This is a genomic window from Pseudomonas sp. S2_C11 (assembly GCF_054668395.1).
Genome location: NZ_CP162765.1, coordinates 638,885 through 663,642 on the forward strand (window position 1 = coordinate 638,885; position 24,758 = coordinate 663,642).

20 protein-coding genes are annotated in these 24,758 nt (G+C 54.5%); 14 read left to right on the top strand and 6 right to left on the bottom strand.

From position 1 onward, the window contains the following. Position 1: 1 nt before the first annotated feature. A complete protein-coding gene (xseA, locus tag AB4N48_RS03105; RefSeq protein WP_252882629.1) occupies positions 2 to 1,381 on the bottom strand; it encodes an exodeoxyribonuclease VII large subunit in 1,380 nt (459 codons plus the stop codon). A 219-nt stretch (positions 1,382 to 1,600) separates the two neighbouring features. On the opposite strand from xseA, the gene AB4N48_RS03110 reads away from it, so the two are divergent. The 12 genes from AB4N48_RS03110 (at position 1,601) to AB4N48_RS03165 (ending at position 15,629) form a co-directional block, all read left to right on the top strand. Then, positions 1,601 to 2,368 (top strand): sulfite exporter TauE/SafE family protein, encoded by a 768-nt coding sequence (locus tag AB4N48_RS03110; RefSeq protein WP_460094780.1) that lies wholly within the window; start codon positions 1,601 to 1,603, stop codon positions 2,366 to 2,368. A 163-nt stretch (positions 2,369 to 2,531) separates the two neighbouring features. Then, on the top strand, positions 2,532 to 3,080 hold the full coding sequence (locus tag AB4N48_RS03115; RefSeq protein ID WP_041479923.1) for a sugar ABC transporter ATPase: 549 nt from the start codon (positions 2,532 to 2,534) through the stop codon (positions 3,078 to 3,080). A gap of 105 nt (positions 3,081 to 3,185) precedes the next feature. Beyond that, entirely contained in the window at positions 3,186 to 4,655 is a 1,470-nt protein-coding gene (gene guaB / locus AB4N48_RS03120) for an IMP dehydrogenase (RefSeq protein WP_016773343.1), read from the top strand. A gap of 80 nt (positions 4,656 to 4,735) precedes the next feature. Continuing rightward, positions 4,736 to 6,313, top strand: a complete 1,578-nt coding sequence (gene guaA, locus AB4N48_RS03125; RefSeq protein WP_016773344.1) for a glutamine-hydrolyzing GMP synthase — start codon at positions 4,736 to 4,738, stop codon at positions 6,311 to 6,313. A 307-nt stretch (positions 6,314 to 6,620) separates the two neighbouring features. Then, positions 6,621 to 7,829 carry a tyrosine-type recombinase/integrase gene (locus tag AB4N48_RS03130; protein WP_460094781.1) on the top strand — a complete coding sequence of 403 codons (1,209 nt, stop codon included), beginning with the start codon at positions 6,621 to 6,623 and terminating at the stop codon, positions 7,827 to 7,829. 307 nt (positions 7,830 to 8,136) lie between these two features. Then, complete coding sequence (locus tag AB4N48_RS03135) at positions 8,137 to 8,367, top strand: helix-turn-helix transcriptional regulator (RefSeq protein ID WP_375122638.1); 231 nt, start codon at positions 8,137 to 8,139, stop codon at positions 8,365 to 8,367. 3 nt (positions 8,368 to 8,370) lie between these two features. Further along, on the top strand, positions 8,371 to 9,204 hold the full coding sequence (locus AB4N48_RS03140) for a helicase RepA family protein (RefSeq protein ID WP_375122637.1): 834 nt from the start codon (positions 8,371 to 8,373) through the stop codon (positions 9,202 to 9,204). Then, complete coding sequence (gene repC / locus AB4N48_RS03145; RefSeq protein ID WP_375122636.1) at positions 9,185 to 10,135, top strand: replication protein C, IncQ-type; 951 nt, start codon at positions 9,185 to 9,187, stop codon at positions 10,133 to 10,135. The genes AB4N48_RS03140 and repC overlap by 20 nt, the downstream gene beginning before the upstream one ends. Before the next feature lie 668 nt (positions 10,136 to 10,803). Continuing rightward, positions 10,804 to 12,507, top strand: coding sequence for an AAA family ATPase (locus AB4N48_RS03150; protein WP_375122635.1), 1,704 nt, complete (start codon positions 10,804 to 10,806; stop codon positions 12,505 to 12,507). Further along, a complete protein-coding gene (locus tag AB4N48_RS03155; protein WP_375122634.1) occupies positions 12,504 to 13,571 on the top strand; it encodes a hypothetical protein in 1,068 nt (355 codons plus the stop codon). The genes AB4N48_RS03150 and AB4N48_RS03155 overlap by 4 nt, the downstream gene beginning before the upstream one ends. 681 nt (positions 13,572 to 14,252) lie before the next feature. Next, positions 14,253 to 14,624 (top strand): plasmid mobilization protein, encoded by a 372-nt coding sequence (locus AB4N48_RS03160; protein WP_375122633.1) that lies wholly within the window; start codon positions 14,253 to 14,255, stop codon positions 14,622 to 14,624. A 405-nt stretch (positions 14,625 to 15,029) separates the two neighbouring features. Next, positions 15,030 to 15,629, top strand: a complete 600-nt coding sequence (locus AB4N48_RS03165; protein ID WP_375122632.1) for a sce7726 family protein — start codon at positions 15,030 to 15,032, stop codon at positions 15,627 to 15,629. On the opposite strand, the gene AB4N48_RS03170 is transcribed toward AB4N48_RS03165, so the two are convergent. From AB4N48_RS03170 to AB4N48_RS03180, 3 genes are read right to left on the bottom strand one after another with little or no spacing between them, the layout of a single operon-like run. Next, entirely contained in the window at positions 15,574 to 16,656 is a 1,083-nt protein-coding gene (locus AB4N48_RS03170; protein ID WP_375122631.1) for a beta family protein, read from the bottom strand. The two genes, AB4N48_RS03165 and AB4N48_RS03170, sit on opposite strands and share 56 nt — an antisense overlap. After that, a complete protein-coding gene (locus tag AB4N48_RS03175; RefSeq protein ID WP_460094782.1) occupies positions 16,653 to 17,912 on the bottom strand; it encodes an XRE family transcriptional regulator in 1,260 nt (419 codons plus the stop codon). Before AB4N48_RS03175 ends, AB4N48_RS03170 begins: the two co-directional genes overlap by 4 nt. Continuing rightward, a complete protein-coding gene (locus AB4N48_RS03180) occupies positions 17,909 to 18,445 on the bottom strand; it encodes a DUF6932 family protein (protein ID WP_460094783.1) in 537 nt (178 codons plus the stop codon). The genes AB4N48_RS03175 and AB4N48_RS03180 overlap by 4 nt, the downstream gene beginning before the upstream one ends. A gap of 270 nt (positions 18,446 to 18,715) precedes the next feature. Between AB4N48_RS03180 and AB4N48_RS03185 the strand changes: the two genes are divergently transcribed. Beyond that, complete coding sequence (locus tag AB4N48_RS03185; RefSeq protein ID WP_460094784.1) at positions 18,716 to 18,916, top strand: transcriptional regulator; 201 nt, start codon at positions 18,716 to 18,718, stop codon at positions 18,914 to 18,916. Between the two features lie 176 nt (positions 18,917 to 19,092). On the opposite strand, the gene AB4N48_RS03190 is transcribed toward AB4N48_RS03185, so the two are convergent. Both AB4N48_RS03190 and treR read right to left on the bottom strand, forming a co-directional pair. Continuing rightward, the gene (locus tag AB4N48_RS03190) at positions 19,093 to 22,221 is read right to left on the bottom strand and encodes a membrane-targeted effector domain-containing toxin (protein ID WP_460094785.1); all 3,129 of its coding nucleotides are present in this window, start codon (positions 22,219 to 22,221) and stop codon (positions 19,093 to 19,095) included. 100 nt (positions 22,222 to 22,321) lie between these two features. Then, positions 22,322 to 23,026, bottom strand: a complete 705-nt coding sequence (gene treR, locus AB4N48_RS03195; protein WP_056790138.1) for a trehalose operon repressor — start codon at positions 23,024 to 23,026, stop codon at positions 22,322 to 22,324. A 235-nt stretch (positions 23,027 to 23,261) separates the two neighbouring features. Between treR and treP the strand changes: the two genes are divergently transcribed. Next, positions 23,262 to 24,704: a PTS system trehalose-specific EIIBC component gene (treP, locus tag AB4N48_RS03200; protein ID WP_041479919.1), complete on the top strand. Its 1,443-nt coding sequence runs from the start codon at positions 23,262 to 23,264 to the stop codon at positions 24,702 to 24,704. The last annotated feature ends 54 nt before the right edge of the window (positions 24,705 to 24,758 follow it).

Genomic DNA, 24,758 nt, shown 5'->3' on the forward strand with positions numbered 1-24,758 from the left:
ATCAGTCCAGTAAAGAGAGGGTGACGGGCGTCAGGTGATTGTCCTCGACGCGCACTTGCAGTTCGCCTTCGCCGAGTTTGGCTTTCAGGCGCTGGCCGGTGTGGGTCTGCGCAGCGTTGCGGATCGCGTGGCCACGCTCGTCGAGCAGGATGCTGTAACCGCGACCGAGGGTCGCCAATGGGCTGACCACATGCAGGGTCTGCATCTGACTGTGCAATAGCTGACGACGCTGTTTCAGAGCATCGCGCATGGCTCGGGGCAAACGTTCGGCGAGGCTGTCGAGGCGCTGGCGAAGCATCGCCAGTTGGCGTCCCGGATGTTGCCCGGCGAGGCGGGTTTCCAGACGGATCAGGCGTTCGCGGCGGGTATTGAGATGGCGTTCGAAGGCCCGGCGCATGCGCATGTCCAGATCATCCAGACGCTGAGCCTGCTGACGCAGACGTTCGCCGGGATGGCGCAACCGTCGGGCCATGCCTTCCAGACGCAGGCGATCACGCATCAAGCGGTCACGCATGCGCATCACCAGACGCCGGTGCAGGCTCTCGACCTGACGGATCAGATGGCTGGAATCCGGAGCGAGCAGTTCGGCGGCGGCCGAGGGCGTCGGTGCGCGGACGTCGGCGACAAAATCGCTGATCGAAACATCGGTTTCATGGCCGACGGCGCTGACGATCGGCGTGACACAGGCATCGACCGCGCGCGCCACCGCTTCCTCGTTGAAGCACCAGAGGTCTTCCAGCGAGCCGCCGCCACGGGCGAGGATCAGCGCGTCGAAGCCACGGGCATCGGCCATTTTCAGCGCGCGGACAATCTGCGCGGTGGCCTCGCGGCCCTGCACAGCGGTTGGAATCAGGGTCAGTTGCACCTGCGGCGCACGGCGGCGGAATACGCTGATGATGTCGCGAATCACCGCGCCGGTCGGCGAACTGATGATGCCGATGCGCTGCGGATGCGCGGGCAGCGGCACTTTGCGTTCGGCACTGAACAGGCCTTCGGCGCTGAGCTTTTCCTTCAGCGCATCGAAGGCCAGACGCAGCGCGCCGTCACCGGCCGGCTCCACGGTGTCGAGGATCAGCTGATAGTCGCCACGGCCTTCGAACAGCGAAACCTTGCCGCGCACCTTGACCGCCAGACCATCCTTCAACGCCTGACGCACCCGCGCGGCGTTCTGCCGGAACAGCGCGCAACGCACCTGCGCGCCGCTGTCCTTGAGGGTGAAATAGACGTGGCCGGACGCCGGGCGCGCGAGGTTGGAGATTTCGCCTTCGACCCAGATGTTGCTGAACACGTCTTCAAGCAACACCCGCGCACGGCCGTTGAGCTGGCTGACGGTCAGGACTTCACGGTCCAGGCCAAGTCTTGCAAAGGGATCTTTAATCATGGGGCGCAGTTTAAAGGCATTTGCCCGCCAATCACCATGACGCCGCACAAAACCCTGTGGGAGCGAGCCTGCTCGCGAAAGCATTGTGTCAGCGGACAACAACGGGAATGACACTCCGCCTTCGCGAGCAGGCTCGCTCCCACATGGGATCAATTTGATATCTGGTCGTGCTGCCCGCTACTGGCTACAGTCAGCGCGGTCTTATAAAGGATGCGGACGATGAGCATGATGGAGCTGTTGGGGGCGTGGTCGTGGGGTGCTGACGGTTGGGCGGTCATCGGGTTGGCCATTGCCCTGGCCTACATCGTCTTCGGCATCGCCGGTTTCGGCACGGCGCTGGTCGCGGGGCCGATGCTGATTCTGTTCATGCCGCTATCGAAAATCGTGCCGTTGCTGGTGCTGCTGGATTTTGTCGCGGCATTCGGCAATCTGCTGCCCTCGCGGCGCGACGTCGCCAAGCCGGAATTGCTCAGGCTGCTGCCGTGCATGGCAATCGGCTGCACGCTGGGGGTGATCTTCCTGCTGAATCTGAAATCCGATCTGTTGCTGCTGTTGATGGGGCTGTTTATCAGTGCCTATGCGGTTTACAGCCTGTGGGTCAAAGCGCGGCCGGCACAGTTGTCGGCAGCGTGGGCGGTGCCGATGGGCACAGTGGGCGGGTTGTTCGGCGCGTTGTTTGGCAGTGGCGGCTTTCTTTACGCGATCTATCTGAACAGCCGCCTGCCCAAGGACGCGGCGCGGGCCACGCAAAGTGCCTTGATCAGTTGCAGCACCGTGGTGCGCTTGAGTCTGTTTGTCATCGCCGGTGTGTATGCCGAGCTACCCTTGTTGATGCTGGCGCTGTGTCTGTTGCCGGCCATGGCGCTGGGCTTGTGGATCGGCCGGCGGCTGACCATGAGGTTGTCGCGCGAGGCGTTTGTGCGGCTGGTGACTTGGCTGGTGCTGGCCAGCGGGATCGCGTTGATGGTGCGCTATTTCAGCACTTGACCGGATTTCTTCAGGGATTAAGCTGCCGGCCGCAGTTCCTTGTGGGAGCGAGCCTGCTCGCGAATGCGGTGGGTCAGCAACAAAAATGCAGCCTGACACTGCGCTTTCGCGAGCAGGCTCGCTCCCACATTGGAAATCTTAAATACTGGCAGCAGGCTCCACCATGAACTCGCAAAGCATTATCGTCCCGAAAATCTCCACCCTGCCGGTGCACGAGCCCCGGGCGCGGGCGATCGTGCGCTGGCTGGTGCGCAAGAACATCATCGAAGAACAATTGACCACCTGCGGCCGCACCGGCAACCGTATGGCCCACGCCATCGCTGATGGTGCTCGCGCCGTGGTGCTGCACCCGCAAGCGCTGCCGTTCGGCGAGCCGGTCAATGGCCTGGAGATCGTCACCAAACGCTGCATCTACACCCCGGCCAAGGGCTTTCTCGAAGAGGCCGGTTGCGCCGAGTGCCGTCGCGAAGTGGGCGAGGCGCTGTTCGAGAGTCTTGAAGACTGGTTTCCAGGCCGCACCGACAATTTCACCTGCCCGGAATGCGGACATGAGGACGACATCAACGGCTTCCTGTTTCTGCAGGAATGCGCGTTTTCCAACCTCGGCTTCATTTTCAACAATTGGCTGGAGGCGGGGTTCAAGCAGAGCTTTATCGACGAGTTCGCCGATTGGCTCGATCAACCTGTCTCTTGGGTCAAGGTGGAGCTGTAGGGCCGGGCTTTTCCATCTATCAATTAGGCTGAGTTTTACATTGAACAGCAGGGGGTGTCTGACTATAATGGCGCGCTTCCATTTTCCCGCTCGGGAGCCCCCGCGATGCTGCGTATCAGCCAAGAAGCTCTGACATTCGACGACATTCTCCTAGTGCCCGGTTATTCCGAGGTACTTCCCAACGAAGTCAGTCTCAAGACCCGTCTTACCCGTGGCATCGAACTGAATATTCCTCTGGTTTCTGCCGCCATGGACACCGTTACTGAAGCCCGTCTGGCAATCGCCATGGCTCAGGAAGGTGGCATCGGCATTATCCACAAGAACATGACCATCGAGCAGCAAGCTGCCGAAGTGCGCAAGGTCAAGAAGTTCGAAGCCGGTGTGGTCAAGGATCCAATCACCATCGAGGCCGATGCCACGGTGCGTGATCTGTTCGAACTGACCCGTCTGCACAATATCTCCGGCGTTCCGGTCCTGCACGATGGCGACCTGGTCGGCATCGTCACCTCCCGCGACGTACGTTTCGAAAACCGTCTGGAAGCCACTGTCCGCGAAGTGATGACGCCTAAAGAGCGTCTGGTCACGGTCAAGGAAGGCGCCGACAAGAACGACGTCCGTGAACTGCTGCACAAGCACCGCATCGAGCGCGTGCTGATCGTCGACGACAAATTCGCCCTCAAAGGCATGATGACCGTCAACGACATCGAAAAAGCCAAGGCCTACCCGCTGGCCAGCAAGGACGATCAAGGTCGTCTGCGCGTTGGCGCTGCGGTCGGCACCGGTAAAGACACCGGTGATCGCGTGACTGCACTGGTCAATGCCGGCGTGGACGTGGTGGTGGTCGACACCGCACACGGTCACTCCAAAGGCGTGATCGACCGCGTACGCTGGGTCAAAGAGAACTTCCCTGAAGTGCAGGTGATCGGCGGCAACATCGCCACCGGCGCTGCTGCCAAGGCGCTGGCCGAAGCGGGCGCCGACGCAGTCAAGGTCGGTATCGGCCCTGGCTCGATCTGCACCACCCGTATCGTCGCCGGTGTCGGCGTACCGCAAATCAGTGCCATCGCCAACGTCGCCGCTGCCCTTGAAGGCACTGGCGTACCGTTGATCGCCGACGGCGGTATCCGTTTCTCCGGTGACCTGTCCAAGGCCATCGTGGCCGGTGCGTCCTGCGTGATGATGGGCTCGATGTTCGCCGGTACCGAAGAAGCACCGGGCGAGATCGAACTGTTCCAGGGCCGTTCGTACAAGGCTTATCGCGGCATGGGTTCGCTGGGCGCCATGTCCCAGGCTCAGGGCTCGTCCGACCGTTACTTCCAGGACTCCTCGGCAGGTGCCGAGAAACTGGTTCCGGAAGGCATCGAAGGCCGTGTGCCGTACAAAGGCACCCTGAGCGCGATCATTCACCAGTTGATGGGCGGTCTGCGTTCCTCGATGGGTTACACCGGCAGCGCCAACATCGAAGAAATGCGCACCAAACCCGAGTTCGTGCGGATCACCGGTGCCGGCATGGCCGAGTCCCACGTTCACGACGTGCAGATCACCAAGGAAGCGCCAAACTACCGCGTAGGTTGAGGCTTCCAGCAAAACGTTAAATCACCGGGGCTGTTCATTCAGCCCCGAGTTGTTTCTGATTCACTACATGAGAATGAGTCATGGCCCTCGACATTCACGCTCACCGCATCCTGATCCTCGACTTCGGTTCGCAATACACCCAGCTGATTGCCCGCCGCGTGCGCGAGATCGGCGTGTACTGCGAACTGCACCCGTTCGACATGGACGAAGATGCGATCCGCGAATTCGCCCCTAAAGGCGTCATCCTCGCCGGCGGCCCCGAGTCCGTGCACGAAGCCAACAGCCCGCGCTGCCCGCAGGCGGTGTTCGACCTCGGCGTTCCGGTGTTCGGCATCTGCTACGGCATGCAGACCATGGCCGAGCAACTGGGCGGCAAGGTTGAAGGTTCCGAACTGCGTGAGTTCGGTTACGCCCGCGTTGACGTGGTCGGCAAGAGCCGCCTGCTCGACGGCATCGAAGACCACATCGATGCCGACGGCCTGTTCGGCCTCGACGTGTGGATGAGCCACGGTGACAAAGTCACGAAGATGCCGGAAGACTTCCACATCCTCGCCAGCACCCCGAGCTGCCCGATCGCCGGTATGTTCAACGACGACCGCGCTTACTATGGCGTGCAGTTCCACCCGGAAGTGACCCACACCAAGCAGGGCGGGCGCATCCTGTCGCGCTTCGTGCTCGACATCTGCGGCTGTGAAGCCCTGTGGACGCCGTCGAAGATCGCTGAAGACGCCATCGCCAACATCCGCGCCCAGGTCGGCACCGACAACGTGCTGCTGGGCCTGTCCGGCGGCGTTGACTCCTCGGTGGTTGCCGCGCTGCTGCACAAAGCCATCGGCGATCAACTGACCTGCGTCTTCGTCGACAACGGCCTGCTGCGTCTGCACGAAGGCGAGCAAGTGATGGCCATGTTCGCCGAGAACATGGGCGTCAAGGTGATCCGCGCCAACGCTGAGGAGCAGTTCCTCAACAACCTGGCCGGCGAAGCCGACCCGGAAAAGAAGCGCAAGATCATCGGCCGCACTTTCATCGACGTGTTCGATGCCGAATCCTGCAAGCTGGACAACATCAAGTACCTGGCTCAGGGCACCATCTACCCGGACGTGATCGAGTCGGCTGGCGCGAAAAGCGGCAAGGCCCACGTGATCAAGTCGCACCACAACGTGGGCGGCCTGCCGGAAGAGATGAACCTGAAACTGGTCGAGCCACTGCGCGAACTGTTCAAGGATGAAGTGCGTCGTCTGGGCCTGGAACTGGGCCTGCCGTACGACATGGTCTACCGTCACCCGTTCCCGGGCCCGGGCCTGGGTGTGCGCATCCTCGGTGAAGTGAAAAAGGAATACGCCGACCTGCTGCGTCGCGCCGACCACATCTTCATCGAAGAACTGCGCAAGGCCGATTGGTATCACAAGGTCAGCCAGGCGTTCGTAGTGTTCCAGCCTGTCAAATCGGTCGGCGTGGTCGGCGACGGCCGTCGTTACGCCTGGGTCGTGGCTCTGCGTGCCGTGGAAACCATCGACTTCATGACCGCGCGTTGGGCACACCTGCCTTACGAACTGCTGGAAACCGTTTCCGGCCGCATCATCAACGAAATCGAAGGCATCTCCCGCGTCACTTACGACGTGTCGAGCAAGCCGCCGGCGACGATTGAGTGGGAATGATTGGACATCCGGCACTGACCGGCACCAACTAGCAAGAAACACCCTGAAGCCCGCGTAAATGCGGGCTTTCGGCTTTTTGGGTCTAGCAAATTCTGGCAGCTCTGTGCATCGCCAAGCACCGTGTTTGTGTGGCATGGTACGGGGCATTGACTGAGCCCAATGCCATGCTCGGTGTTCGATACCATGTCGTCTCTGTAGGGGGCAGCATGGTATCAAATCTCATCACCCGCCCGGTTTCATTGGGTTTTCTTGCGGTCTTGGGGTGATTTCTGAGCATGGTATTTTTTGAACGGAATCCGCGAGTGCCATGCTGACCGATACCAAGCTGCGTAATCTCAAGCCGAAAGAGAAACTCTACAAAGTTAACGACCGCGATGGACTCTATGTGGCTGTCACGGCTGCGGGATCAATCTCGTTTCGCTACAACTACTCCATCAACGGCCGACAGGAGACCGTCACGTTCGGTCGTTACGGGGTAGGTGGTATTACGCTTGCGGAAGCCCGGGAGCGCTTGGGTGAGGCCAAGAAACTGGTTTCGGCTGGCAAGTCACCTGCCAAGGAGAAAGCCCGCGACAAGGCTCGTATCAAGGGCGCGGAGACGTTTGATGCGTGGGCCGAGAAATGGCTACGCGGGTATCAGATGGCTGACTCAACTCGTGATATGCGCCGCTCGGTTTACGAGCGTGAGCTCAAACCGAAATTCGGCAATCAGAAACTAGTAGAGATCACACATGAGGATCTACGCACGCTTACCGATGCAATCGTAGAGCGAGGCGCCCCAGCAACGGCGGTGCATTCCCGAGAGATTATGCTACAGGTCTTCCGCTGGGCTATTGAGCGTGGCCAGAAGGTTGAGAACCCGGCCGATCTGGTGCGTCCTGCAAGCATTGCCAGGTTCGAGCCACGCGACCGGGCTTTGACCCCTGACGAAATCGCCTTGATGTATCAGTACATGGATCGCATAGGAACTGCATCATCGGTGCGAGCTGCGGCTAAGCTGTTGTTGCTCACTTTGGTACGGAAAAGTGAGTTGACCAACGCGACCTGGAGCGAGATCAATTTCAGCGAAGCCTTATGGACCATTCCCAAAGAGCGGATGAAGCGGCGAAATCCCCATTTGGTGTTCTTGTCTAGGCAAGCGCTGGATATCTTTATTGCGCTGAAGACCTTTGCTGGTGGATCAGACTACGTGTTGCCTTCACGCTACGACTCAGATTTGCCCATGAGCGCAGCCACGATTAACCAAGTGCTGACTCTCACTTATCGGCTTGCGCAGAAAGAAGGGAAGCCGCTGAGCAAGTTCGGGCCGCATGATCTGAGGCGGACAGCAAGCACGTTGCTGCATGAGGCGGGTTACAACTCAGACTGGATCGAGAAATGCCTCGCGCACGAACAGAAGGGAGTACGAGCCGTCTACAACAAGGCTGAATACCGCGATCAGCGCGTTGCAATGTTGCAGGATTGGGCTGACATGATTGACGAATGGACGACCAAAAAATCCCGTACAAGTGGCTGATTTTTAACCTAGCGATGCACCAAGCACACGGGAAAACTGTATTTTTCGTAGCGAAATGCCCACTCCGGTGGGTTTTTTTTCGTCTCGAAATATCCCGTTTACCGGACACATTTATTCTCGAAAATAGGTCGAGTGAAACTCCTGTAAACACATCTGATTAACCGTGTTTTTTGTCCGGAAACTAGACGTTTGGCGGACATTAAGTATCTGATTTATATGATAAAAAATTGATTGTTAAATGCTGGAAGGTACCGGTAATAGGGGGTAATAATCGAACTTCGATATGTGATCAGTAGAGGTGTTTCGGGTGGAAAAGGAATCGGAAAAAAAGAAAACAGTCCTCATCAGTAAGAGGCAATTACTGGCAATCATCCCGTTGTGCGAGCGCACAATTTACAACTTTGAAAAGCAGGGAAAATTTCCTCGCCGGATTGCACTGAGCAGCCGCAAGGTCGTGTGGGATTTGGCCGAAATTGAGGCATGGATCGATACCTGTAAGGAATCCGGCCCAGCAGCTCGCCCCGGAATGGGGGGCTGAATTGTGGCGATTGACCTACGGGCAGCCTTTGAGAATAAGCCGCCACCGCTGGATTACGTTTTACCCAGCATGGTGTGCGGTACAGTCGGGGCGCTGGTGTCGCCCGGCGGTATCGGCAAATCCATGCTGGCCTTGCAATTAGCCGCGCAGATCGCGGGTGGTCCTGATCTCCTGGAATTGGGAGAGCTACCCACTGGTTCTGCGATCTATCTGCCTGCCGAAGATCCACCCGCCTCCATCCATCACAGGTTGCATGCTCTAGGGGCATACCTCAGTGACGAGCAACGCCAAGCGGTTGCCGCTGGCCTGTTGATCCAGCCGCTGATTGGCAGCCAGCCCAACATTATGAGGCCTAACTGGTTCGACTGGTTTAGACGGGCCGGAGAGGGGCGTCGCCTGATGGTGCTCGACACCTTGCGCCGGTTCCACAGTGAGGAAGAGAACTCCAGCGGTCCGATGGCTCAGGTCATTGGCCGCATGGAGGCTATCGCCGCCGAGACCGGTTGCTCCATCGTGTTTCTACACCACGCCAGTAAGGGGGCGGCCATGATGGGCGCAGGCGACCAGCAGCAGGCCAGTCGTGGGTCGTCCGTGTTGGTCGATAACATCCGGTGGCAATCGTATCTGTCCGGCATGACGCAGGGCGAGTCTGAAGAATGGGGAGTTGAGGACAGTCAGCGTGGGTACTTTGTCCGCTATGGTGTCAGCAAAGCCAACTACGGCACACCGTTTCAGGAGCGTTGGTTCCGTCGGCATGAGGGCGGTGTGCTCAAGCCCGCCGTGCTGGAGAGGCAGCAAAAGGCTAAGAGGACGCGGCTTGTCGCAGCAACATATTAAACCAGCCTACGCCCTACTTGACCCAGCCCACGTATTTGACGGGTTGTTCGTGCCTACCAAGGGTAAAAAACGAGGACGCTTGCTCGTCGAGCCGCGCCGCTTCGGTAAGTTAGAGATCGGTTTTCAGGGTTTTGAGCAACTCGGGGCTGATGATCAGTCAATTCTGTACGCCCTGACGGCTCAGCTTGGTATTGCAAAGCTTGTGATCGAAAGCGCTTCAGCCGGGCCAATCAATAAGCGGTTACGCCTTGCTTTGGAATTTAATCAAGATGACGGTGCACCGTTGGCGAGCAAGCGCACCAGCTTGCGAAGCTTGCTTATTGACGCTGGATATCAAGACCCTGAAAGTGGACGGGCGCTGAAGGCGGCAAAAGAGAGCTTGAATCGTCTGGCCAATACGCAGATTCGGGAGATTAACCATGAAACGGGATGGGACCGGCGTTGCAACCTGATCGCGGTCAGTTTTAACCATAAAACCGGGGAAATCCACGTTGCAGCAAACCCGCGTCTAACTGATGCAGTTTTCCATGGGCAGTATGTCAAAGTCTCACTGTTCGAGCGTAACGAGCTGGAGAGCGGAGTGGCGAAAATTCTACATGCCTGGCTGTGCTCGAATATCCGGCTAGGACGGGCGTTGGGTAACGGAAATGGGGCATACCTCGATACTATTGCACCGCATGTTTGGGGCGGTGCAGCTTGGGCTCGATTCGCCGCCTCAGACCGTAGCAAGAAGCGCGACCAGTTACGGGCGGCCCTGTACGAGATCGCAGACCAAACGCGGAGCTTGCATGGCGGCTATGGCTGGGCCATCAAACAGATGAGCAGTGGGCTAGTACTGGTCAGCCGCCCAAAAAGTATGCCGCTGATCGAACAGTATTCAGGTTGTGAGTCGCCCAGCGAGTATCACGACTTAACTGAAGCCCCGGCGTAGGTGGCAACATCCCCCGGCCTAAGTGGAAACTACCCCCGGCCTAGGTGGAAACAAATTACTTGGCAAATATGGGCGCAAAATCGTGCTCTATCTGGCTTCCAGCCTTTTCGCGAAATTCCGCTCTAAGAAGTTCTAAGAGACTTCTACTCTGCGCGCAAGCGCTGCGCCTCGAGGCGCAGCCCATCGCTTGCAACTCTTGATCGGCCTGAAGCCTTTGGACACCAAAAGGAAAGGCCGTGGGCTAGATTGTTCGTTGTGCTTACCAAGAGGCCGGAGGAGCCATCAACGGCGATTTCAAGGGTTCGGTGTACGGTAGGGGCTCTTAGACCCCGGAAATTGCTCAAAATGTAAAATTGCATAGATCTGCCCACCCATTGGCACTCGACCTGACCAATCATGTGCATCGGATTTGACCATCACGCTGCGTGGCCATGACCGGCAAAGAACGACTCATAGCTGACATTCCGCCGTTGTTCACGACATTAGCTTATGACCAGCCAACGGTTTAGGACTCAAGGCGCAGGGCCTGAATATGAAAGCGTGGACGACTGGATGGTACTCAATACTGTTTAGGTCAACCGTTAGGCTAAACAAAAAAGTTACCTCAACGTAGTGGTACGTGGACTTCGACAATGGAATAGCCATCCGCTATCGTGGCGTGATGGACGTTGATTGCAGCAAGCGATCGACTCGTACTCACAGGCATGTCGGGCTTTCGAATGAGAATTTGCTTCATATGGGTATCTGGGTTCAAAAATCTCAGAAACTTTGGAATCAACCTATGCAATGATTTCACATTCTCTTACAACCCGATATCGGGTGTTGTTAACCGAACGGAGCAATCCCCGCTGCCTCCCGAAATTTTCGGACAAAATATTCACGACATAACTGCAATCCTTGGTATTAACGGCGCCGGAAAGTCCAATGCGCTGCAGCTGATCTGCTTGGCTTTGAAGTCCAATGACAAACTTGATACCCCATTGCTAATTGTTTATGAGTCCAATGATCAGTTTTTTTATATAAACAATACAGGAAGATATGTAGTAGCCGATTTTGTAGCAGAAGAAAGAAATGACCACAGGGATTTCAAAGACCTTAACGTTGTTTATTTCTCGAATGTATTTGACGAAAATCAAATGGATTTGGGCAAAAACGTCCAGGACATATCAGTAAACTTCAGGTATAACCGAAATTTTTTTGCGAAAGCAAAATTCAAATCCACGTCTGAAATAATTGACCAACTGAGCTTCATCTATTCAGATGTTTATCATTATGTGAGAATTGATACACCTAAGACGCTGGAAATAAAAGTCGATAGAATGATTCGGGATCGACTGCTCAACGAGCGCGAACATCCGTTTTACAACATCCTTCGAGAAATATCAGGCATACAGCAAGAGATTCGAAAGCGTTCCACTTCGAATAAAGACCTGCAAGTCGCTGTCGCAGCTGTTCAAGGCATGTTCCTCTTTCAAATATTGACAGAAAACCTTGAGCACGATCAACTCCGCCAACGAATTGAAGACACTCTTAAACAAAAATACTATGACACCGCGAGCTTAAAAGAACTTCTATTTGTTACGAAGGAATTCTTCGAAAACAGTGAAAACCTACGCATTAATAACTGCCCTTATAAAATAACAGAGCTTATTGATGTCGCAATCAACCTCGAACCTCTGTTCCATCAGGTGAATGTGAATCTCGACACCGCAGTAAAAAGCAATCGCTACATTTTTACTATAGATTTCTCCAGGCACGAAAAGCTTCCATACTTACAGCTAGCATGGATAATTGAACGAATTAAATCTGGCGCGATGTCTTGGACGGGTATAAGTTCTGGACAAAAGGCATACTTGAATATGTTCAGCTCCATATGGAGCACACTTAGCAATCCTCACTCAGCAAAAAAGATCAGCAGCAGCACACTTTTGTGCATCGATGAAGCAGACCTGTATCTGCATCCGCAATGGCAAGTTGAGTTTGTCGAACGCCTAATCACGTGCCTTCCGAATCTTTCGAATGGCAGAAAGCAGATAGTGATCACGACTCACTCCCCAATTTTGGTGAGTGATCTGCCAAGCCAGTGTCTTATTGCTCTTTCTCCGCCTCAGATCGAACATTTTAAAGAGCCGCCCGCAACGGATGGCCTAAAGACGTTCGGGGCGAATCTGTTCGACATTTACTCCGCAACCTTCGGCTTGAACGGACAGCGAACTGGTAATCTTTCATCGAAATATATTTCAAAAATCCTAGCAATACTTGATTGCGACGACATCACTCCTCCCCAGCGGGAGTCCCTAATCCAGGCGGCTTCGATCATCGACGACGAGCTGATTAATGCTCACATCCTGAAAAGGATCTACAGCAAGTGATTAGTATTCAAAAACACTTGGAATCAGTGACCGGCGACGTTGACGCACTGCTGAAGGAAACAGTGAACGATCTGTGGGACGAGCTGAATCCTAAGAATGCAGATGGCTCATTTGCCGACAGATCATTGATTAAAAGCGTGAGTAAATTTCGACCTAAGCTGAATGAGCCGGCTTATATTGCACTGGTCGGGGCGGAAGTGGTTGCGCGGCAAGTTGACTACCTTGATCATATCGCCGACATCGACAATCTCAAGCAAATCATTACTGCCTTACCCAGCGAGCTGGATGATGTAATAGCTACTGCAAACGAGATACTTGAGCCCGGGGACCTTTTTACGATAGTTAAAGAGAAGATTCATCCGGATTCGTTCGGCCTTAAATTACTGAGCGAAGTATTCAAGTACAGCAACTACCGGAGCAGTAACCATTGCGTCAACCGGTATAAAAAGCTCGGATTCAATGGTGCGACATGCCCGTACTGTAATGAAACGACGATGAAAATCGTGCCGAAGGAAGACGAGGATAAATTTAATGAGCTCATGCTTTTTGACATTGATCACTTCTATTCGAAGAGCATGTTTCCGTATCTAGCACTCTCATTTTACAATCACATTCCTTCATGCAAGGCTTGCAATCAAACGTACAAGGGCGCTAACGAATTCGCGTTTACGACGCATATCCACCCCTACCACAGGTGCTTTGACACTCACTACAACTTCCAACTTAACCATGGGGTGTTGGTGAATGAGGCCCCGACCAAAGTAAAAGCCAGGAAGAAATCGATCTTTGAGGAGCGCTTGCTTGCTGACTTGCAGATCGAGGCCCGATACCAAGGAAATCTGGGCCACGCACGTATCACCCGCTTGGTAGAAATCCTATCCCGCTACTCCCATATCCTCAGGGAAGGCGCTGAAAATGACGAAGATCGTATGCGATTGAAAGAGCGACTGGCTGATTTCGGGATAATTTCTAACCATAAGCAAATACTTAGCCAGTGTTACAGTAAACTCCAGCGGGACACGATAGCGATGTTTGACCCAAACAATACCCTGGAGCTGCTGTAAGGGATTACTCCTGACAGTGATCGATCCTCTGCAATTGCGTCAGTCAGCGATTGAAGAGCTTGCTGTGGCTGACTAGTGAAAGTTGACCACGCCGTTTTCATCTGGGTGTTTCCGAGACAGACCGAATCTCACCGGATCGAACTCCCCTCTGGTTCGGTCTACGATCCAAACCATGCGCTGGTAAAAAGACTCTCGGGCCCGAACTTCCTCGGGCTCCGAGAAAGGATTAAGAGTACGACTTCCTGCCAAGCTACTGGAAAGTGTTCCTTCCGCTCTCGATGCCAGGCCGTTTCGGACTCCCACCACTGATCACAAAACCGACAACGCCAACTACCTCTGGATCTAGCTCTTCTACACATTCTTGAACAGAGCGGGATGCCTTTCCTTTTGGTGCTATCAATCGGTAGGAATTAAATGAGGCTGTGATCAATGCGATTTTATGCGAATCAATGCGAATCAATGCGATTTTATGCGATTGGGCACTAATCAATTGGTATCTATAATTTCGTTGCATAAAATCGCGTAGAACTGGACGGCAAGATGTGTGTTGTACGGGTACGGGCTTCGCCCTTTCCCGTCCAATACCTTGCCTTACTCGCCTTCGGCTCAACGGAATCTTGCTCTGCGAGGCCCACCGTCGCTGCCGCGACAGAAGAAAAGGCGACATAGAAGGAGCGCGCCATGATCGGCACGGAACCACCAAAAGTGAAAGCTCGCCGACGCGGCAAGCCGATTGAGGTTTGGGTGAATGATGAGGAAAAAGCGCAGATCACCGAACGCGCTGAACAGTCCGGCTTGTCCCGATCTGGATACCTGCGAGCTGTAGGATTGAACTACCCAATAAGGTCTGTCGTAGACCTGGCCGCCGTTGCAGACTTGGCGAAGGTCAATGGTGATCTTGGGCGGGTAGCAGGCTTATTGAAATTGTGGCTAGCCGAGAAGCGTGGACAAGAAGCACGAGCGGTAGACGTTGACGCCATGATGGTGCAATTTCGCGAGCTACAAGGAGAGGTTAGGGCGATTATGAGCAAGGTTGTATATGAGCGGAAATGAAAACCACCTCGTGAGGTCGTTTCCGGCATTTCCTTTTGGTGCACTATTCGAGGCATTTTGAACATGGTCCGCCTTGCAATGGAGGCGGCGGAACAAGCCGGGCGAGTGCGCTGTGGCTCCGCCCATGCAGCCCTGGACTTGTGAAACGTCGGGAACACACGTTGAAGGTGCGCAGTGCTCAATCTGCTGCTTGGGGCTAGCTTGATGGGTTAGCCAAACGGACCTTTCCTCAGAGCGCTGCTCGACGCCACTCGTCGGTTCGCATCCACCAGCTAGAGTCAAAAGGTAGAAATTGATTGTCTGTTGGTGAAGTTTGATCGCAGGCGTAGAGTGAAATACGGTAGAATTCGCGGCGCCTGAGATGGAGCAACAGTCTACGGCATAGATTTAGACGGAGAATATCAATTGGAAAGTCGGGACATTGAAATAAGGCGGCACTTTCACAAAAAGCGCTTACAACACTTCCATGACTGCCCAAACACTATTGTAATAGACGAGCTTGGTATTGCTCACGGAAAAAATAGAGCAGATATAGCAGTTCTGAACGGGACTTTTCATTGCTTTGAAATCAAAAGTTCAAAAGACACTATAAATCGCCTGCCTGAGCAGTTGTCAGAGTATTCAAAATGCTTTGAAAAGATCTCAGTAATATCCGCTCCAAATCACATTCAAAAAATAATGACCATTCTTCCATCTTGGTGCGGTCTGATCGTCGCGACCAAGGGTGCTAAGGGAGCGGTGGCATTCAAAACTATAAAACGGCCCAAAAAAAATCCACAGCTAGAAATTACGGCCATGGCTCACTTTCTCTGGCGAAGAGAAATAATCGAGTTGCTTACAGCACTGGGCGTGGAAGAAAAACATCTTAATCAGTCCAGAGAAAAACTTTATCAGTTGATTCCTCCAACCCTTACCGCACAGGAACTGACCCAGTGGATCAAGGTTAAGTTTATGGGCCGTAAAGACTGGAGAGCTGCCTCACAACAAATGTTATGTGATGATTGACGCCAACCCATTTCCAAGTGGTCAAGTTGCCGCAGTTGTTCAACTTATTAGCGGTTTCATCAATTCGTTCATCACCTTTGCTAAAGCTACTAGTTGAATATTTGCCAGAAGATATGATGGCTTTACAGTGGTCAATCATCTGGGCTTCATTACCTCGAAACGCACCGCCCTTTGGTACAAACCAAGAGTCATCTATAGTGTATACAATTTTTCCGGCAGGCTTCATTTTGCGCATATCTAGGCTTAAAAATGAAGGCGACTCAATGGAGTAGTCTCCAAAACAAGGCGCGTATATCGTTTTGGCCATCTCTGCACGTAAACTGGGAAAAAGTCCCCACTCGTGCCGCTTTTGAATTGCACCTGGCTTTTTTATATCGCGGAGTTTTAGCGATGTCGCAACAAAAATAAGAGATCGGCATGCGCTACACCCACTCATTTTATTTACCGCTCCTGCGACTATTTTAGCAAACAGGCCATACGGCTCGAAGTTTGCGGGCTCTCCTAGATCAACAACTAAATCCACCTCTTCCCAAGAAGAAACGCCGAGCGAACTCATCAGCGCTGCTAGATCCGCATCTACTGATGGTTTGAGAAGCTCATCCAGTTTGAGTCTTAAAACAACCCCGGTCTTACGAGCGATTAAAAACGAGCGAATACAGGAGATGTAAGAGCCACTTTTAGAGAGGCCAACTACTGGACGGACATTACAGCCCAAATCAACAGCTTCATTTAGCACGAACTCAATGACTGGGCGCCCGTCATCCATCAATTCATCTTCAAGAGAGTCATGGAGATCGACGAGCGCAAGCCGATTACTCCACTTGGTATAAAGTCTTTTCGGGAAAGTTTCTACGTGCTCATGGACGGTCTTTTTCATTCTCTCCTCCTCGAAATCATACTCCCTAGGAGGTATTACCAGAAGAGGAACGACTTTATCCTTCACCTCAGCCTTCAGAGTGAAAAGCGCTTGGTACTCTCCCTGTCGCCACTTTAAAACTGGCACATACTTTTCACTGCTGATTTTCATAGCTGTTCCTCAAAACAGGAGCGTACCTTTCCGTTCCCCAAAAGCTCAGAAAGCACATGATAGTTATTGCTTTCCTTTCGAATTCTTCCCGCCAAAATACTTGGATGGATGCCTATTCTTTCTGCATCAAGTCGAACAGCTTCTGGAGTCATTGAAAATCTAGAAACGCATGAATCCCAGGACTCGCTGCTTATCAAAGCCTCTAAAGCAAACTCATCCGCTTCTCGCTCAACCAAATCACCCTCACCACCTCCTTCCTCATCAAAATAGTCCATTTGGAGAGAGTCAAATATATGAAGAGATATATGAGCAAGCTCATGAAACAGTACGAACCAGAAATTATCTAAACGATCATATCTCAATGTAAGCGCAACAACTGGATGTCCTGTCTCTAGCACCATGGCAGCCCCGTCAAGGTACGTGCCAGGTAAATGCTTTTCTAGAACCAACACTATCCCTTTCTCAGCTAAGAATTTTTTAGCTGCTAGGGGGGCGCCCTCAATCTGCGTTAAGGACGATAGTTCTTTCATCCAGCTATCCGTATGGCCGTATTCATAAACAGCTCCAGACGCCACCTCTTCTCTAGCTAGCTCTAACACACGAGCCTGCCAAGCTAATAAAGCATATTCGTTGGGCTTATTCTCCCCATGAAACTTCTTCCTATGCAGCGCGGGAGTATATTGCCCACCGCCACTAAGAAAGTAATCTCTGACTTGATCTACAGCACTAGTCCCTTTTTTTACTGTAATCCAACCGCGCTTAACCATTTCTTTTGCGGGGAACAAAGTCCAATCAATATTCTCTACGCTATTCCAGCAAAAAACCGAGTCAGCAGAATTCGCCTTGGCACCTGACCATGATTCGCGAACTTTTACATTCAGTACTTCAGCTACAGAAATAAGACGAGAAAGGCTAGCCCCCATATAACTAGAGGCCTCATATCTCTGAAGCTGCTGGGTTGGAACCCCTAATTTCTCAGCAAGATCTTTTTGCGTCAAACCCAACCCAATTCGAGCGTATATAAGAGTCTTAGGTAGCTCTGACAAGCCAGAGCATTCTAAGTAGGAAACTTTCCCCTCCTTAATTAACTCATACTCCTTAATCTCAGACTTTATATCTAGGATTTTGGATTCCAGAGCATCAAGCTGAGCCGAGTCCAACCACTCGACTCCAGAGGGTTTGAAAGCATTTAGCGATTCGCTAAGCTTTTCAAATTGCTTGTGTGCTGACTGATATTGCCTTTCGTTATATATCATTCTCGTGCTCTCCCACACTCAAGGGGCTCGCAAGTCAAATCGATGGATAAGATTCCTTTAGGATGACCTGTAAATCGATCATTCTGAAAAAACTCCAGGAAAGTCTTTCCTGGTTCGGCCTGAGCGCCAAAGGGGAAAAACTCCCCCCCGTATTTCAACTTCTGATTCCTCCTCTTATCGCGGAAATCAAGGAATACAGGGTCGATTTTTCCGTGGATCACCCCGGCGGGGTCCCAGCATACGTCGTAGTCACCTGGCTGAGGCTTGGCCGTTACGTAACTGCCGTCTAAGTAGACAGTGCGACAGCCGGCAGCGCGCAATGCTGTGAACGCAGACTGCATCCCGACGAAAAGTCGTCGACGCTTCGCATTGATAGCAAACACCTGCTCCACCTCTGCCATAGTGGCGACGTGGATTCCCACTGGCAAAACTGGCCAAGGGCTTTGGTTCGGATTAACAAGAGATGGGATCATGATGCAACAAAATTGTTGTGTCGATGCGAGAAGATAGCCACCCGCCACCTGAGCGGTCAAGCTCCGATTACGTGAAGTACTCAGTTTGTAAAATGCCAATTTTTCTTGAGCTGCTGTAGCTTTCGTTAAGCTATTGATATTTATATACTTTTAATTCCGCTGCGTTTTTTGCCTTCCGCTTAATTTTGTCAAGCAATGTGACTCAGCCGGTAACCATAATCTATGCGGCGTCTGATGGCGGAGGGGAGCAAACGACAACCTAAGTCGCGACGCTCCTGGGCGTGTATCGCTTCACCCTGTACCGTTCCCTCAGAATGAGGATGGCACCAGATGAAAGACCGGCCACACGACGAGGCAATGGCCAAGCAGTTCCATGCCGATCCGGCCTATGCGGCCGAGCTGCTGGCCGAAGTGCGCCGTAACGGCGACTCGGCCGAGCTGGCCATTCTATTGAGACAGATAGCCAAGGCGTTCGGACAGGGTGAGGGGTGGAGTCTTGCCGATGCAGAGCGCAAGCTATCGTCTACATAGCAGGGTATGGCATATTTCATGGTATTTATATTATTGTTTTTTTTTAACTTGTTGAAATTAAACGAATTTATTATATTTTTAATAATAGAGTGGGAATGATCCTGCTGCGGTTCGAATAACGAAAAACCCTTGGCCTCGAGCCAAGGGTTTTTTCGTTTCAGGACCCTGAAAACAGGTCAGGCGGGTAAACGGCTTTGCAGGGTCATGCCGAGCTCGATCAGGCGCTCGGCTACTGCGGCGATGTCGCGGAAGACCATGCCGGTGATGCGGCGCATCGACTGGTCCCAGATATAAAACCGGCCATCTGCGGTGCAATGCACCCTTGTTTGCACGATGTTGCTGGCGCTGTTGCGCCGCACGAGTGTGTATGTGCTTGGTTCTGTTTTCCGTATCACGAACATGCCATTGCGAGGCAGAAGCTTTTCCAGCGTTGCATCATTCCATGGCGGCACGGGGGCCTTGACCTGCAATCGCAGGTCAGCGAACAGAGGGTCGAAGGCGCTGTTTGTCGTCGCCCCGTTGTAAAACGGGCCGCGAGCGACTTCCACTCCCGGGTCGATCCTGAGGTCGGCCACCTCGTCGGGCCAGACTTCTTCGATGCGCAAACCGATGCCGCCCCGGAGTTCGCTTATGCCTGCCAGATCTCTGAAGGTATTGGTATTCGTGGCATCGACCAGAGCCACCCACTTGCCGGGTCTGTTGAGCAGCTTGTCACGCTCCATGATCTGCGTTGCGAGGCGCGCCTTGATCATCTGCTCTTCGATCGACGTGAGCGGGACTTTCAGCGTGCAGGTTTCTGCTGCATCCAGCCCATGAACCCGGACGCCATTGGCTTGGGCAGCCCGGATCAATTCGAGCATGTTGAACCGGTTCTCAGGGTCAGTGCCCAGGCTGGACAAATAGGTACTGAGGTCTTCTGACATGTCCCCCGACAGGTAGAAATGGTTGAGGTCATCCTGGGCGAAATCACTCAGCAATCCACGCACGTAGAGGGTTTTGATATGCCGCGCGAACGTTGGCATGTTCTCGATCATGAAGCGCGTGCTGGCGATGCGATCGAGGGTTTCACCGACGGCCAGTCCATCGGTATTGGCAAAGATGAGATCAATCAACTCATCGATCTCCATCTGCGGACTGACGGGCGGAATGACCGGGCGCTGGGGCAGGTTGATCCATTTCAACTCCCGGTAGAATGCTTCGGCGTCGTTCAGCAGAGCCGTGCGTTGTTCGCCGAAATGGGCCACGTATCGGTCGGTAGCCAGCAGATAGCGGCGTCCGGCGCTTGTGGTCTCGGCAGAAGGGTTGGGCAAGTTCATTGCCCATCTTCTCATTCCGGGTATTTCCGTTTCTGAGATACCCTTGAGCTTCGTAACCGGGCGTAGCGGACACGGAACGCCTGGAAGCGGTTCGACGCGTGGCAGGTCCACCGACGGTGTTGCCTCGGTTGAGCTCACATCAGTCTCCGGCAAACATGCCTTGCCCACGCATTGACCGCCTCCGCGCAGCCGCAGCGCTGGCATGCGCTCCCACTTGCCGGCGCTTCCCAGGCGGACCGGCAACGAATAAGCGAACTGATTGGGGCGCTCGGGATTGATGATTGCCCAGTTGCCACTGTCCTGCGAGTCGGCGAAGTAGCGCACGTAATAGGCGGCGCCATCCATTTCGATGGCATGACCGGGTTCTTTGTCGAGGCGGTAGATGTCTTCGTATTTCCCCGGCGTCGCCTCTACAGCGTGTTGCGCAAGTAACTCGTTGCATCGATAGCTGGCCGGTACTTGCGCAAAAGTCGAACCTTGCCGCGGAGCAGGCGTAATCAATGGCTCAGTGACATCGACGAATGCCGTTTCGCCGGGGATTTCGTTTGCCAACTCGCTGGCAGTTTCATTGGACGACCTGACGGGCGGGGGATCCAGAGGCGGCAATGACCGCGAGTCAGCCGAAGTAAGTTCGATCAGCCCGCGCATCTCTTCAGCCTCGGCATACTCAACCTGTGGCCCAACTTCCAACTGCGCGCCAGTGCCAATCAGGAACGGAACATTGAATACGGTTTCGATAGCGCTGAGCACCGCACCGATAACCCCGGCTCTACGCTCGGTCGCCGTAATGCCGTTGATCGCCTGATCGATGTTCAGCCCCGTGTTGACGACGCCCGCCCCAATCAACGGCAAAGCTGCAGGCCAGCCCACGGCCGCCATCGGGCCGAACACTTTCAGCCCGGCGCTCAGATAGCCGGTCCAGAGTTTCTTGCGCAGGTCATTGTTGGACGTGAGCACCAGATGCGCCTCGGCAACCATGCCCGTGCGGGTCGACTCGCTTAACCACGTGAAGGCGTCACCGCTGATCGCAACGTTGCTGCGGTTGATCATCCGATGATCGCTGTGGCCCCAGGTGCTCACCAAACGGTTCATCAGATCAGTGAGGTTCTCGGTGATGTGATTGCTGTCAGCCAGCGAGAAGTGCTTGAGAAACAAAGAGCGTTTCTGCTCTGAATTCATCTGCTCAAGCAGCCACCAGTGCAGATCCGCGGCAGTGTCCATCAGCCGAAAGGCCTGGGTTTGTCCCGGCAGGTAAAGGGTCTGCCGGCCACTGTCTTCGACAAGACGCAGCACGTTGGTGGCGACGTGACCGTCCAGATCCAGCGTGCGCACTTGCGCGCCGACCGGGTACGTCGATCGGAGCATTTGCAGGGTTACCGGCCAGCTTACGGGGCCGATCAGCGAGGTGACGATGCGTTGAAAATCATTGCCGTCAACGTCCCCCTGTTGCAGCGCCTGCACCGCCTGACTGAGAAAATTGCACTTGGCCAGGGCGCGGAAATCGTCCGACGAGGTTTGCCAGAATTTGGTCAATTGACCGCTGTAACGCGTGCTGAAATCAACGGCCCAGAATGCCTTCAGCACATCGCTGCCAAGCAGTCGCACTTCGTTGCTCTGATTGAAATTCTCCGCGCCCGGGCCATCCGAGTAGAAGCCGCAGTAAAGGCCCAGCAAATCTGCGTTGTCTTGGTCGGTGGCGCGAAATCGATGGACGACCAGTTGCGTGAGGGTGAGCGTTTCATAAGGCTTTTCCAGCAAGTGCTCCCAACCGGTAAAGGTCAGCGTGCTGCTTTGCGCCGTTTTGAAACGATGGAAATAAACCTGGTCGGGATCAAGGCCAGATAGGCCCTTGGCGCTCAGCAGTTCGATCGCAACTTGCCTGGCCGCATCGAGCAGGCTTGGGCAGTTCTGCACAATGGTAGTGGCGATGGCTTTGAGGGCGGTTTTGTCCGCTGCGTTTGGCAGCAGACGACGTTCGGCAGTGGTCATTCGGGTGTTCATCCTTGAGACACAAAGGCAGAAGATGGCCCATGCGCTCAAGGGGAGGGTGTTACTCGGCTATTGCGTGTTGCGTATCGAAAGATATGCCTCAGCGCCGCGCCACATCGGAAAAATAGAACTTGTCCAGCGTATGCCGCGATTCGGTGTACTCGAACTGGCGGCCGTCCTGCAGGAAGGTCTGGTTGCTGACCACGATGACATGGCTCTGGCCGTCGAGGTCCAGATGGTGGTGGTCGTCCTTGCTGCACGGCACGGCTTCGATGGTGCGCTGGGCGTAGGCGATCTGCAGTTGCAGGGTCTGTTCGATGTGGGCGTAGATCGAATGTTCGGCGATGTCTGCAGACAGGTCGGGAATCACCTCGCTGACGAAGTGGTTGATGTCGAGGATGACGCGTTTGCCGTCGATGCGCCGCACCCGTTTGATCCGGGTGATCGGGCTGCCGGGCTCGGCATTGATATGTTCAAGCAATGCACCTTCCAGCGGCACCTGACACATCTCGACCACTTCGGTGCTGACGTCGTTGCCCAGTCGCGGGTGGGTCTCCTGGAAACTGACGATGCCGCCGAGCTGGAATTCGATCGGGTTGGTCGACAGCACGAACGCGCCTTTGCCGTGAATCTTCTGAGCGAAACCGCGCTCCTGCAACTGGTCGATGGCCTTGCGTACCGTGCCACGGCTGGCCTGATAGGTGTCCATCAGCTCGGTTTCGGAGGGCAGCCGGGCGCCGCGCTCCAGGCGCTGCGTGGTGATGCTGGCAAGCAAATCGCTGTAGATCTGGTTGTATTTGCTCATGGCTGGACTCTGTGCCGACGGTACTCAAAACCCCGAACCTTAAGGGCAGGGTAGGGGTTTGTCCATGCGGACGAAGGAAAACATCTTAGGTCAGAGTAGGAAGAATCCGCATTTTTCTGACGTTCATCCACGAACGCAAACTCGTACAGACGAGTTGTTGCATTAACTCGTACAGACGAGTATTTTTCCTCTCGGCGTGCTGCCAATAACAACAATCCACGACGGAAGAACAAGCATGAGCCATGACTACCCGAACATCGCCAAGGAGCTGCTGGAAAGCCTCGGTGGCCGCGACAACATCGAGCAGGCGGCGCATTGCGTGACGCGTTTGCGCCTGGCGCTGAAGAACCCCGCGCTGGTGAATGTGGCCGCGCTCAATGGCGTCGATCTGGTCAAGGGTTCGTTCTTCACCGGCGGCTTGTATCAAGTGGTCATCGGCCCGGGTGATGTTGAAAAGGTTTATGCCGAACTGCGCCAGCAGACGGGCCTGGCGGCATCGACCATCGCCGACGTTAAACAGAAAAGCGCCGAGAAGATAAACGCCATGCAGCGGCTGGTGCGGGTGTTTTCCGATGTGTTCATGCCGATCCTGCCGGCGCTGATCATTGCCGGCCTGTTGATGGGCATCAACAACCTGCTCGGTGCCAAGGGCATGTTCATCGAGGGCCAGACCCTGCTGGATGCCTATCCGAATCTCGACGGGTTGTGGAGTCTGATCAACCTGATGGCCAACACCTCGTTCGTGTTCCTGCCGGCGCTGGTCGGCTGGTCGGCGGCCAAGCGTTTCGGCGGCAGCGAAATTCTCGGCATTGTCCTCGGTCTGATGCTGGTACACCCGGACCTGCTCAACGCCTGGAATTACGGCAAGGCCGTGGCCGGGCTGGATGGGCAGCAACTGCCGTACTTCGACATCCTCGGCCTGTTCCAGGTGGAAAAGGTCGGCTACCAGGGGCAGATCCTGCCGATCCTGCTGGCGGCGTACGTGATGAGCGTCATCGAAAAATGGCTGCGCGCGCGAGTGCCCAACGCCGTGCAATTGCTTGTGGTGCCGATCACCACCATCGTTGTCACTGGTGTGCTGGCGCTGGCGATCATTGGCCCGGTGACCCGGCATATCGGCATCTACATCACCGAAGGGCTGGTGATGCTGTTCGATCTGGCGCCGTTGGTGGGAGGTCTGATTTTCGGTTTGCTGTATGCGCCGCTGGTAATCACCGGCATGCACCACATGTTCCTCGCCGTGGATCTGCAATTGATCTCGAGCCAGGGCGGCACCTTCATCTGGCCGATGATCGTCATGTCCAATCTGGCGCAGGGCAGTGCGGCCCTGGCGGTGTTCTGGATGACGCGCAATGCGCGGGACAAGAGCATGGCCTCGACCTCGGCGATTTCTGCGTATTTCGGCATCACCGAGCCGGCGATGTTCGGTGTCAACCTGCGCTACAAGTTTCCGTTTTACGCCGCGCTGGCCGGTTCGGCGCTGGGCTGCATGTTCCTCTCGCTGAACAAGATCCAGGCCTCGGCCATCGGCGTCGGTGGCCTGCCCGGTTTCATCTCGATCATTCCGCAGTTCATCCCGATGTTCGTCATCGGGATGCTGATTGCCATGCTCGTGCCGTTTGCCCTGACCTGCGTGCTGAGCATGAAGATCGTCCGCCCGGGTTACCGGGTTGCCTGAAATTGAACTGTAGGAGCTGCCGGAGGCTGCGATCTTTTGATCTTGCCTTTCAAA

What these genes read in the sequence shown, in the direction of transcription:
- xseA (WP_252882629.1), bottom strand. Translation starts at nt 1,381, where the DNA reads ATGATTAAAGATCCCTTTGCAAGACTTGGCCTGGACCGTGAAGTCCTG.
- AB4N48_RS03110 (WP_460094780.1), top strand. Translation starts at nt 1,601, where the DNA reads ATGAGCATGATGGAGCTGTTGGGGGCGTGGTCGTGGGGTGCTGACGGT.
- AB4N48_RS03115 (WP_041479923.1), top strand. Translation starts at nt 2,532, where the DNA reads ATGAACTCGCAAAGCATTATCGTCCCGAAAATCTCCACCCTGCCGGTG.
- guaB (WP_016773343.1), top strand. Translation starts at nt 3,186, where the DNA reads ATGCTGCGTATCAGCCAAGAAGCTCTGACATTCGACGACATTCTCCTA.
- guaA (WP_016773344.1), top strand. Translation starts at nt 4,736, where the DNA reads ATGGCCCTCGACATTCACGCTCACCGCATCCTGATCCTCGACTTCGGT.
- AB4N48_RS03130 (WP_460094781.1), top strand. Translation starts at nt 6,621, where the DNA reads ATGCTGACCGATACCAAGCTGCGTAATCTCAAGCCGAAAGAGAAACTC.
- AB4N48_RS03160 (WP_375122633.1), top strand. Translation starts at nt 14,253, where the DNA reads ATGATCGGCACGGAACCACCAAAAGTGAAAGCTCGCCGACGCGGCAAG.
- AB4N48_RS03170 (WP_375122631.1), bottom strand. Translation starts at nt 16,656, where the DNA reads ATGAAAATCAGCAGTGAAAAGTATGTGCCAGTTTTAAAGTGGCGACAG.
- AB4N48_RS03175 (WP_460094782.1), bottom strand. Translation starts at nt 17,912, where the DNA reads ATGATATATAACGAAAGGCAATATCAGTCAGCACACAAGCAATTTGAA.
- AB4N48_RS03185 (WP_460094784.1), top strand. Translation starts at nt 18,716, where the DNA reads ATGAAAGACCGGCCACACGACGAGGCAATGGCCAAGCAGTTCCATGCC.
- AB4N48_RS03190 (WP_460094785.1), bottom strand. Translation starts at nt 22,221, where the DNA reads ATGACCACTGCCGAACGTCGTCTGCTGCCAAACGCAGCGGACAAAACC.
- treR (WP_056790138.1), bottom strand. Translation starts at nt 23,026, where the DNA reads ATGAGCAAATACAACCAGATCTACAGCGATTTGCTTGCCAGCATCACC.
- treP (WP_041479919.1), top strand. Translation starts at nt 23,262, where the DNA reads ATGAGCCATGACTACCCGAACATCGCCAAGGAGCTGCTGGAAAGCCTC.